Annotated in this window: 4 protein-coding genes; 3 read left to right on the top strand and 1 reads right to left on the bottom strand. The window is 50.0% G+C overall.

The window, feature by feature from the left end:
• Positions 1-7 precede the first annotated feature (7 nt).
• Positions 8-1,801, bottom strand: a complete 1,794-nt coding sequence (locus ACFQ0N_RS10145) for a cache domain-containing sensor histidine kinase (RefSeq protein ID WP_379325494.1) — start codon at positions 1,799-1,801, stop codon at positions 8-10.
• Positions 1,802-2,015: 214 nt separating this feature from the next.
• On the opposite strand from ACFQ0N_RS10145, the gene ACFQ0N_RS10140 reads away from it, so the two are divergent.
• The 3 genes from ACFQ0N_RS10140 (at position 2,016) to ACFQ0N_RS10130 (ending at position 12,215) form a co-directional block, all read left to right on the top strand.
• Positions 2,016-3,080: an NAD(P)-dependent alcohol dehydrogenase gene (locus ACFQ0N_RS10140; protein WP_379326010.1), complete on the top strand. Its 1,065-nt coding sequence runs from the start codon at positions 2,016-2,018 to the stop codon at positions 3,078-3,080.
• Between the two features lie 16 nt (positions 3,081-3,096).
• Entirely contained in the window at positions 3,097-5,808 is a 2,712-nt protein-coding gene (locus ACFQ0N_RS10135; protein WP_379325492.1) for a family 78 glycoside hydrolase catalytic domain, read from the top strand.
• Between the two features lie 533 nt (positions 5,809-6,341).
• Complete coding sequence (locus tag ACFQ0N_RS10130) at positions 6,342-12,215, top strand: S-layer homology domain-containing protein (protein ID WP_379325490.1); 5,874 nt, start codon at positions 6,342-6,344, stop codon at positions 12,213-12,215.
• Positions 12,216-12,406: the final 191 nt, after the last annotated feature.

Raw genomic sequence — 12,406 nt, 5'->3', positions numbered from 1 at the left:
AAACACCTCAATTCAGAATGGGAACGTTGACAAAAACCTTCGTTCCCTTGCCTTGTTCGCTCTCAAGCGTCAAGCCATACTCAGAGCCGTAGTAAAGTGAGATTCGCGAATGAACATTTTTGAGCCCTATACTTTGCTTATCCCGCCGTCCCAATTCGCTGAACGCAGGAGGCGCATCTAATAGCGTCTGCAGCTCCTGAAGCTGCTCGGGGGCCATTCCAATGCCATCATCCGCGATTTCGAATAGGATCTGTTCGTTGCTTCGGTACACTTTGACAGTGACGGTTCCCTTGTTATTCGTGCCTTCCAGCCCATGATACAACGCATTCTCAATGATCGGCTGCAAAATGAGCTTCAATACGCGATAGGATGACACTCCTTCTTCGATTTCAAAGCGAAAATCGATTTTTTCCTCATAGCGGATCTTCTGGATCGTCAAATAGTTGTTAACATGCGCGAGCTCATCCTCGATCGCTACCAGCTCACTTTCCGTCTTAATACTATAACGGAACATGTCCCCCAGCGCTTTCGTCATGACGACGATGCTCTCGACTTCCTCGATCTCGGCAATGCTGTTGATCGATTCAAGCGTATTGTATAAAAAGTGAGAATTGACCTGCGCCTCCAAAGCTTTCATTTGGGAGTCGAGCGTTATTAGCTTGTTCTGGTAGCTGTCCTTAATGTAGCTGTTAATATCCTGGATCATCTTGTTGTACATCGAGTAGAGCGCACCTATCTCGTCTGACCTTTCCAGATGCTTTTTCGCCGAAACGAGATTCAGAAACTTGCTCTTTCTCATCGTCTTGCTGAGGTCGATAATCGGCTTCGTAATCAAGCTCGACAGCAGCACGGAAAGCAGAACAAAGATCACTGTACATGTAGCCCCAATATAAATCAGCAGGCGCTTCGAGACACCGTACTGCTTATATAATTCGGATAAGGTGATTGAAGCGACAATCTTCCAGTCATTGTCCGGGAATGACCTGATGACGGTCAATGTACCGTCACTGTTTTTCTCCGCCGTCTTGCCGTCGAAGCCGGCCAATCTTTCCGCGAGCGGCTCGGGAAGCTGCTCTCCGATCCTTGCCTTGTAGTTATCGTATAAGATTTTGCCGTCGCCGTTCACAAGAAACATGTTCGTAATATTGGGAACGATATCTTTATCTATTCCTTTGAAAATATCCAGCCCGCTATCGAGCATCAACACGCCGAGAAGCTGACGGGTATCCACATCATACAGTGCCCGCGAAAAAGTAATAGAAGGCTCTCCGTTCAATAAAAAATCCTTCTTATCCGCGTCGCTTATATACAGTCCGCCCCCTTTTTCCAGCGTTCGCACGTACCAATCGTCCTGCAAGGGCTCATAATCGATGACCAGATCGGTGCCGATTCCATAGCTGATCGATTTGCCGTCCGGCAAGAAGATGTAGATGCCATTCAAGTAAGGGTTGCCAAGAATAAGATTATTGAAAAAAAACAGCATATTGGAACGAGCCATGAACAAGTCGTATTGGTCAGCATTCGGATTATTGACCAGCTTGTTTAATTCCTGAGATACAGTTACAGCACCCGGTCTGGTGGAAAACTGCTGAAAGGTCAAGGTGATGCGGTCAATGTTTTGGAAAATGTGGTCGATCCGTTCGACCGTATTGTCAATCGTATTGGTTGAGACGAGTGAAACCTGCTTGGCAACGAGACTAGTATAAGCATTATATGAAATTAAGGTCACGATAAAAATAGGGATGATTGAGATGCCGAGAAAGACGAAAAACAGCTTATTCTTAATATTGCGCTTGATCATCAGCAATCCTCCAGGTACTCGAATCTAAAAATAGGATAACACGATTGCCTGCGGTAAGCCAACAGCATTAGCCATACAAGGATACTGCGTGTCTAAAAATAGTGTACTTTTTTCACTAAAGTTAATGCACCGTCCCCAGGGTTATAATAGCCTCGAAACGTTATCCGTGAAGGATTCATGTCGTGCCATAGCTGCAATCAACAAAAGGAGAGCAATCATAATGAATATCCCTGCAACGATGAAAGCAGCAATTATGACAGAACCGCGTACAATTGTAACAACAGAACTGCCGGTTCCCGAGCCCGGCGAGCATGAGGCGCTCATAAAGGTGATGGCGGTCGGAGTATGCGGTTCCGATGTCCATTATTATGAGCATGGAAGAATTGGGAGTGCGATCGTGCAATATCCGATGATCCTCGGTCATGAATGCGCAGGAGAAGTTATTGCTGTCGGTCCCGGGGTTACCCGAGTCAAGGCGGGCGACCGCGTGGCGATTGAGCCTCAGACGACCTGTGGACGCTGCTCCGCCTGCAAATCCGGCAAATACAATCTTTGTCCTGAGGTCGAGTTTTTCGCCACGCCGCCAATCGACGGAGCATTTGCCCAATATGTCAAGGCAAGGGAGGACTTGCTGTTCCCTATTCCCGACACCTTATCTTATGAAGAGGCTGCACTTGTCGAACCGTTCTCCGTCGGCATTCATGCTGCCAACCGGACGAACCTGAAGCCCGGCTCCTCTGTAGCGATTATGGGGATGGGGCCCGTCGGGCTGCTTGCCGTCGCAGCTGCCAAAGCTTATGGGGCAAGCCGGATCTATGTTACCGATCTGGAGCCTGTCCGGCTGGAAGCTGCCAGGAAGCTGGGAGCGACACACGCGATCAACGTCCGCGACCAGGACGCGGTGGAAACGATCAAAGCGCTGAACGGCCGCTCCGGCGTAGACGTCGCATGGGAGACAGCGGGCAATCCGCTGGCGCTGCAGTCGGCTCTTCTGTCATTGAAGCGCGGAGGAAAGCTGGCGGTCGTCGGTCTGCCCGTACAAGCGGAAGTCCCGTTAAATATTCATTTTATAAGCGATCATGAGGTCGATATTTATGGCGTATTCCGCTACACAGACACTTACGCTGCGGGAATCGAAATTTTGGCGTCCGGCATTTGCGATATCCGTTCGCTGATCACCGACCGATATTCGCTGGGCCAGACTCAGGAAGCAATGGAACGGGCACTGAACAATAAGAGCGAGAGCTTGAAAGTCGTCGTCTATCCGCATGAGCAATGAGAGGAGGAAACGGAAAATGGCGGAATTAAAGGTCCAATCTTTAGCTTGCGAATACCGCGAAAAGCTGCTTGGAACCGATGTAAAAGTCCCCCGCTTCAGTTGGAAGCTGGATGCAAATCGTAGAGGAACGACACAACTGGCTTACCGGATTCAAACCGCGGAATCGATTCACGGATTTGACTCGCCGAGCTGGGATTCCGGACGGATCGAATCCAGCCAGACAATTCTCGTAGAGTATGGCGGTCCGGAAGTCCGTTCACGAACGAGATACTACTATCGGGTAAAAGCATGGGATCATGATGGCCGCGAGTCGGAATGGAGCCTTCCCTGCTGGTGGGAAACCGGCCTGCTGTCATCGGAAGAGTGGAAGGCAGATTGGATCACACCTGAGTCGCAAGCAATCGATCCGGATGCACCGGAAGCGTTCCTGCTGCGGTCGAGCTTCCTTGCAAAGCAAGGGATTGAAAAGGCGCGAATCTATGCCACAGCCGCCGGGGTTTATGAGCTGTATGTCAACGGTTGTCGCGTGGGAGAGGATGTGCTGGCACCGGGCTGGACAAGCTATCATGACCGCCATCAATACCAGACCTATGATGTAACCGATTTGCTAAAAAACGGCGAGAACGGCATCGGCATCCTGCTTGGCGACGGCTGGTATAAAGGCGAACTGACCTGGCTCGGCAAGCGAAACATCTACGGCAATCGCAGAGCAGCTTTACTGCAATTATGGATACAGTATACGGACGGAACGGAAGAATGGGTCACCACCGATCGTTCATGGAAAGCTTCGACGGGCGCCATCCGTATGTCGGAGCTGTATGCGGGCGAGATCTACGATGCCGGACAAGAGCGCAACGGTTGGAGCGACGCGGCTCTCCCTGACGGCGACTGGTTTGGGATAGAGATCCTTCCCCTAGGATACGCTCAACTGGCAGCGCAAGAAAATGAACCGACACGTGTAACCGAAATTTTGCTTGCCCTTTCCATCGTGAGAACCCCTGCAGGCGCAAGAGTGCTCGATATGGGACAAAATCTGGTCGGCCGCATGCGAATGACGCTGGATTTGCCCGCCGGAGCTCATATTCGGCTGCAGCATGCAGAGGTGCTGGACAAGGAAGGCAATTTCTATACAGCCAACCTGCGCAAAGCCAAGCAAATCGTCGAGTATATGGCTGGGGAAGGCGGCAAAGTCAACTACGCCCCGCATTTTACTTTTCAAGGCTTTAGATATGTGTTGGTAGAAGGATTAGAAGAATGGTCGGACGAGCAATTGCTTGAAGCGTTCACCGCAGAAGTTCTCCATACAAATATGCAGCGTACAGGCAGCTTTGAGTGCTCCAATCCGCTGGTCAATCGGCTCCAGCAAAATATTGTCTGGGGACAAAGAGGTAACTTCCTGGACGTCCCAACAGATTGTCCGCAGCGAGACGAACGTCTGGGCTGGACAGGAGATGCACAGGTGTTCATCCGCACGGCCGCCTTTAACTATCATGTAGGTCCTTTCTTTACAAAATGGCTGCGCGATCTTAAAGCAGATCAGCGCGAGACGGGCAGTGTTCCATTCGTCGTCCCGAATGCATTGGGTGATTACACTTCACCCCAGTGGGGAGACGAAACGTACACCTCCTCTGCCTGGGGAGATGCTGTTACCGTCTGTCCTTGGACCGTCTATCTGGTTTATGGGGACCGCCGTCTTTTGGAAGAGCAATACGGGAGCATGAAGGCATGGGTAGAATTTATTAGGGCACAGGGCAATGACGAGCATTTATGGAATACCGGCTTCCACTTCGGTGACTGGCTGGCGCTGGATGCCCATGAAGGCAGCTATTTCGGTGCAACCCCAGTCGAATTGGTCGCTACCGCATATTACGCACTGTCAACCCGTATCTTGAGAGATGCCGCTGCTGTACTGGGCAAAGAAGAAGACGCCCGCCAGTACGGGCAACTGCTCCAAGGCATTACAGCCAGGTTCCGTGAAACGTTCTTGACCGCTGATGGCAGCATGATAGCTGCAACCCAAACGGCAAATATTTTGCCTCTTGTATTCGGATTGGTCGAAGGCGAGGACCGCAAACAGATTGCTTCCGATTTGAATGAGCTGGTATGGAAAAAAGGCTGCCATCTCGATACCGGCTTCGTCGGAACGCCATACTTATGCCTCGCACTATCGGAGAACGGTTATCACGGGACGGCGATGAGGCTGCTGCTTCAAGAGAGCTACCCTTCTTGGCTTTACTCCATCTCAAAGGGTGCGACTACAATTTGGGAGCATTGGGACGGCATCAAGCCTGATGGATCGTTCTGGAGCGACGATATGAACTCTTTCAACCATTACGCTTACGGAGCAATCGGCGACTGGATGTACCGTTATGTGGCCGGGTTAGACATGGACGAAACGATCCCGGCATATCGCAAGCTGCGAATCCGTCCTGGCTATGACGGAGGGGAACTAACCTTTGCCCGGGCAAGCCTGGATTCGGCTTATGGCAGAGTTTCTGTTTGGTGGAATATTATGGAAAATAATATTGAGATCTGTACCGAAATACCCGCAAATACAAGCGCAGAGATTTGGCTGCCCGGAGCCCGTCTCGATTCAATGACTGAGAACGGGATAGCAATCCAGGACGCAGAAGGAATACTTGCCTATACCGAAACTGAAGAAGGGGTACTTCTTGAGGCTGGTTCCGGTACGTATCGTATTAGCTTTAGCAAAAACGCCGATCAATAAGCGGTCAAAAAAGGCTGAATCAGGGATGAAATATGCTCCTGTATTCGGCCTTTTTCGTGTACCGCGGCACGAACCTGTCGCCTCCTGGGCATTGCAATAACGATTTTTTGCCGCAGAAGCGGGCAACTGTGAGTCGTGCGGACATAGGATCCGTTATTTTGTGGAAAGCCAGCTAATTTGGAGGTTACGCGGACAGACGTTCCGTTATTTGCCGATTTTGTTGGGGTTTAGCGGCGATTTGAGACCAATAACGGATCTACGGTCCGCGAGCAAGCCGTTTTTGCTGTTTTGTTCACAGATAACGGAACCACGGTCCGCTCAGGTCGGCTTCGCCCGCGTTTACCAAAGGAACGTCCTTGGACGTGATTTTTTTGTATGGAAAAGCGTTCATGGGGGAATTGGAATGTTATTTAAAGCTTTACTAAATCTAAACATACAGTTGATCCCCGGCAAATAATTACTTGCTATCCTTAGCTGACGCACAGATGAATTCCATGGAATTTTGGTTCATCTAAGGAGAGGAGTATTAAGTAGTGATTTTGACGAGGAAATTGAAGAAGTGGGTATCGATGCTCACATTGGGCAGCTTGCTGCTGGGCGTGGCCGTCCCTGCGGCGAGTGCGGCAGGGGAAGGCGAAGCAGGTGCAGCAGGTATTGCAACAGAAGCAGCTGTAAGGGAACCTGCTCAGGCGGCAGGTGCGGCAGCTGAAGAAGGTGCTGCGGGCGTGGCAACAGAAGCAGCTGTAAGCGATCCTGTTCAGACAGCAGCCGAAGCAGGCCCTACCGGACCCGCACTGTTAATTACAGAGATGGTGCCGGACACGAATAATGTCAATGGGGCAGATGCTTACGAGTTTGTTGAGGTTTACAACAATACGGATCAACCGGTCAATTTTGCTGAGAACTATTATTTTTTCTACAATAATGTTGATCCTTGGTCCATGACCAATAAAGAAGCTCCTGTTGTCATTCCGGCTCAGAAAGCTGTTGTCTTCTGGATCATGAACGGAAAAAATGCGGCGGAAACAGTAGACGGCTTTGTGGCGAATTTCGCCACGGACGTTGCTCTTCAGGAAGGCGTCAATTTGTTCCGCATTGAAGGCGGCGGAGGCATGGCGAATACAGCTGCGCGCAATCTGCAAATCAGGGAGCGGGGAAGCGATGCTGTAGTGGTATCGGCTTCCTATGAGGCCAGTCATGTCAAATTGAACAAAGGTATTTTCTTCAGTCATCCGGAAGGCGCAAGTAAAAATATGAACGTTATGATGCCTGACTCGGGTACGTTGGCAGCGACTCCAGGCACAGTAACAACACAGCAAATTACGCCTCCGGCTACTACGGAGGTAGAGCCTGTAATTGTACATACGCCGGCTTCCTCCATAGAGGCCGCTGATTATGTGGTAGCCGCTTCTGTCCAGAACTTCTCCGACTTCGAGGAAGGGAAGCTGCCGGCAATGGAGCTGCTGTACAAAACACCTTCCCAAGCAAGATATACGGTTGTATCTATGATGGACAAGGGCGCAGGGCAGTTCAGCGCCATGATCCCTGCAGCAGCCTTGGTTGAGCCTGTGCTTGAATACAAGCTTCGGGTCAAGGATACATCGGTCAGCTATTCGGTTCAGGTTAACATGCCTGAATTTGATTCTGAGAAGGCGCCTGATCTGCTTGTCACCGAACTGCTGCCTAATTCAACGAATGTGTCTGGCACGTCTTCGGATGCTTACGAGTTTATTGAAATTTATAACAATACCGATCAGCCGTTAAACTTTAACGATTATAAGATTTATTACCGCTATCCCGATAAAGGCCCTTCTGCGGACGTAAAATGGGCATCTACGAAAGAGGATTTTATCATTCCGGCCGGGCAGTCTGTTGTGTTCTGGATTATGAACAGCGCGAACAGCGATTATACGGTCCAGGATTTCAATTCATTTTTTAATACCGCTTTGGTAGAGAATCAAGAGCTGTTCATCATTAAGAGTGACGGGATGGCGAATTCAGGCCGGCGTGCAGTTGTCATTAAGACGAATACCGGCACGGAAATTTCAGCTGCCTATTACGATGCGGACCAAATGTATGACGGCGGCGTGAAAAGCGACGAAACGAAAGAGGATCGGGGCATTCAATACAAATATCCGGTCAACGGCAGTTCGACGATGATCAAAGCAAGCTCAGGCATGGCAAAGGCATCGCCGGGCAAAGTAGATCCGTCTCAAGTTCCTGCCGAACCTAAGCATGTTATTCCCGATACGGCCCCGCCAGTGGTTACCGAATTTACAAACGTAACCCAGATCGATCAATCCAAAACGCTCGATCTTAAGGTTCGTGCCGAAGATGACAAGCAAATTACTTCGGTAGAAGCCTTCGTCCGTTCCGACAAGCAGCCTGTTTTTGTCAGCCAGCATTTAACGGAGGATTATAACGACAAACTGTACCATTACAAGCTTCCTTCTGCTGATCTGATCGGCAGAGCTTATGTGGAGTATTACTTCCGTGTGTCCGATGGAACGAATATCGTAGAAACCAATATTAAAAAAGTGGAGATTGTTGGCGGGCCGGACCAATCGCCGCTGAGGCTTAATGTGAAAGACGGAGACATTATTAGCGGTACTGCCATTATTAAGGGCACAGCACAAAATGCCGGCCAAGAGCAATTAACGCTATTCATTGACGGCAAAGAGATTGCTGCGAGCAGCACAACACAAGCGCTTGAGAATGATGCATACTTTGTATTTGAAGCCAAAAATGTAGACTATTACTTTAAAAACGGCATTACGATGGGGCCGCCAGAGCTGGGCGATGAAACGATTCTGTATACGTTTATGGACCCGATTCCGAATTATACGACGCTGTCCTTCCCGATTCCTGCGGAGCGCCTTCAGCTTGGCAGCGACAATGTCATTTATATCCGCGCAGGGTCCAAGTCATCGCCTTTTGATCCGCGCCCAGAGGAAAATAAAGACGATTTCGAAATTAAAAATATTCGGCTCTTGCTGGCGGACGGAACGGAAATTAGAGATCCGCTCTATGCTGAGCGCGACAAAGAAATTAAGATGGGCGACAGTGCGGGCAAGCATGAGTGGCTCGGTTTCCAATTTACTTTGACGCCCGATATGCTGAAATCCAAATCGTATGCATGGAACACCGCAGAACTGGCGGATGGCAGCCATGAGATTAAGGTGAAGCATGGGGCTGGTGAAGTAACCGCTAAGGTGATGGTCGACAATACAGCTCCATCGATTAAGACAAGCGTGGAGGAGGGCAAGCAATACCGCGGCAATTTCGAGATTAACGCTGATATTTCCGATGCGCTGTCTGGCGTGGAGCAAGTGGAAGTGAAGCTGGACGGACAGCTTATTGCACTGCCGTATGCAACCTCGTCCGGCAAATTGGATGGCGGTTCTCACACATTATTTATTAAAGCAATAGATAAGGCCGGCAATGCGGCCGAGAAGACGGTTCATTTCGAGGTACCGGATGAAAATCCGAACGCGCCGCTGCTTGTAGGGCCGAAAGACGGCCAAAGCGATGTCGGCAGCAATCCAAGCCTGATCGTGAAGGTGGAGGACCCGGAAGGAGATGCGCTAAACGTCTCTTTCTACAAAGGATATAAATATGACGGCCAGCATAAAACAGGGTTCAAAGGCTTTCAGCATGCCTCCGATACAGAGCCGCCTAAAGTGATGATTCCGGGCGGTGAGCAGGCGCTTACTGAGGATGATTATGTCAAAATCGGGGCTGCAGACGGGCAGTACTTGGTTAATGATAGTGTCGAGCAATTCCCGTACCAGCGTTATGAGATCAAACTCGATCCTACAGTGAAAGCAACCGACCAGGCTGTTATAGAGTGGAAGGGCAATTCGCTTGAAGGGCGTAAAGTAAGCTTGTATGCATGGAGCTATTCAAGCGGAAAATGGGAGCTGCTGAACAGCCAAATTGCCGGAACAGAAGATTTTGAGCTGAAGGCGGCTGTAAAAGCTGGTGATTATGCCAAAGACCATACGATTCAAATCCTGGTTCAAGATGAGATTGCTGCCTACTCATCGCCATCGCCTGTTACCGAAGACCGATATGATTTTACGATCGGATGGATGTCAGATACGCAGTATTATTCCCAAAGCTATCCTTATATTTACCAGTCCATTGTACAATGGTTCGCGGACAACAAGGACCGCATCAATCTGAAATATATTGTTCACACCGGCGATATTGTGGACAAGGAATATCAGGAGTACGAATGGATAGAAGCGGACAAGGATATGAAAGTGCTGGAGGCTGCCAACATTCCGTACGGCGTATTGGCAGGCAACCATGACGTCGGCCACCAAAATAACGATTATACGAAGTATTATGAGTACTTTGGCGACTGGCGCTTCAAGGATATGCCAACATTCGGCGGCTCCTATAAAAATAACCGCGGCCACTATGATCTGGTGTCGGCAGGCGGCAATGATTTCATTATCGTCTATATGGGCTGGGGCCTTGCAGACGAGGAAATCGAATGGATGAATGAAGTTGTCTCCCGTTACCCGGAACGTAAAGCGATTCTGGCCTTGCATGAATATTTGCTCGTATCGAACAACCGCGCGCCGATTGCGGACAAAATTTACGAGAAGGTTGTCATGCCGAATAAGAACGTTTTTGCAACGCTGTCAGGCCATTACCATGATTCGCAGCTAAAAGTTGATGAGCTGGATGATGACGGCGACGGCATAGCGGATCGCAAGGTTTATCAGATTCTTGCCGATTACCAGGGAGCGGCGGAAGGCGGACTCGGTTATATTCGGCTTCTGCAGTTCGATATCGAGAATAATAAGCTTCATGTGAAAACTTATTCACCGTATTTGAATCAATACAACTATTATGATCCGGCTGAATTCCCTGGAAAGGATGAGTTTTCACTTGATCTTGACCTGCAGCCAAAAACGAAGCGCGTTGCCACGGACTATATCGGCGTAAAAATATATACCGATCAGCTGATCGGCAGCATCAAAGATGTGCCGAGCGGCACTGAGGCTTCGCTGAAATGGGAGAAGCTGAGCCCCCAAACGAATTATCAATGGTATGTAAAAGCAGAAGATGCGAACAGCGGCATGGTGCTATCAGATATTTGGAGCTTCCAGACGGGCGAAGCTGACGCGCCGGGCGGAGGCGACGGTGGCAGCGGCGGATCTGACGGCGGTTCAGGCGGCTCAGGAGGATCATCAACCGGTCCGGTTGACCCTAAGCCGGTAACGCAGCCAACTGTAGAAAATGGCATCATCAAATTTGCGCCTGGAACAGCTGATGGCAAGTATATCGCGGACCGTGCAGCTATGGAGAAGGCGATGCAGCAGGCGAATAGCGGAAAGATTGGCGTTCGTATCGACGATCAGGTGCCAAGCGGCTCCAAGCAGAGAGTGGAGCTGGATGCGGCCGCATGGCAGGAAGCGGTAAAGCGCAAGCTGCTGCTGGAAATTGTGACGCCGTCTGTAACGGTGAAGGTTCCGGCTTCATCATTGCCGGATCAGGCGGCTGATGCTGAGACCGTTGTGCTGGAGCTTGAGGCGCTGAATCAAGATTCCGAGCCGCTGCACAACCCTTGGGTCAAAGCAAAGGATAAGCTTAGGCCAACCGGCGTTGCATACGGATTAACGCTTCGCATGATTAAGGATGGCAAGGAGACCTTGCTTCAGCAGCTAAAAGAACCGGTGACAATTGTGATCACCTTGACCGCTGACCAGCTTCGCCAAATAAATATCGATTATGCCGGCGTATATTCGTTGGCCAAAGGAGAAACGAACTATGTTGGCGGCAAATTTGAGGGCAGCAGGGTAACCTTCACTGCCGATCAATTATCGCAATATGCAATTTTAGAGTTTTATAAAGCTTTCGAAGATGTAACGGGCGGATGGGCTGAGCCGTACATTAAGAAGCTCGCGGCGAAGCATATTATTCGCGGCATAGACGACTATCGTTTTGGCCCTGCACAGAACGTATCGCGTGCGGATTTTGCGACGCTTGTCATTCGCGCATTAGGCATGCCGGAGACGGACCACCAATCCCGCCCTGCATTTGGCGATGTACCGGAAAGTGCTTATTATGCCGAGTATGTGGCCAAAGCTGCAGCCCTGGGAATCGTACAAGGCAGCGGCGGCAAATTCCGCCCGCTGGTTACCGTTACCCGCGAGGAAGCTGCAGTTATGATGGCCAGAATGGCAGCTTACATGGGAAAAACGAAGAAGAATGAGGTCTCGAGCGCTTCTTTCGCAGACATCGGGCTTACATCCTCATGGGCAGTTGATGCTGTAAATGAAGTGAAGACGCTTGGTATTATGAACGGGAAAGGCGGCAATCGTTTCGATCCGAAAGGCCATGTAACGCGGGCGGAACTTGCCAAGATGTTGTATCAGCTTCTGAACAGTTAACAGTTTAATAATGAGAAAAGCAATCCCCGCCAGATGTAATGTACAGCTTTCCGAAGTTGTCCATTGCTTGGCGGGGCTTTTGTTGGTGGCGGATGATGGCCATGCTAACCAGAAAAGGAGCGCAGAGGCTCGATAAAATGTTGTATGTTATTTGATGCATTATTTACGGGCAGCCAAGGCGATTTCCGCGG

It is taken from the genome of Paenibacillus sp. GCM10027626 (genome assembly GCF_042676285.1).
In the GTDB taxonomy this organism is placed as follows: domain Bacteria; phylum Bacillota; class Bacilli; order Paenibacillales; family Paenibacillaceae; genus Paenibacillus_Z.
This window is presented reverse-complemented; position numbering and strand designations above follow the sequence as displayed.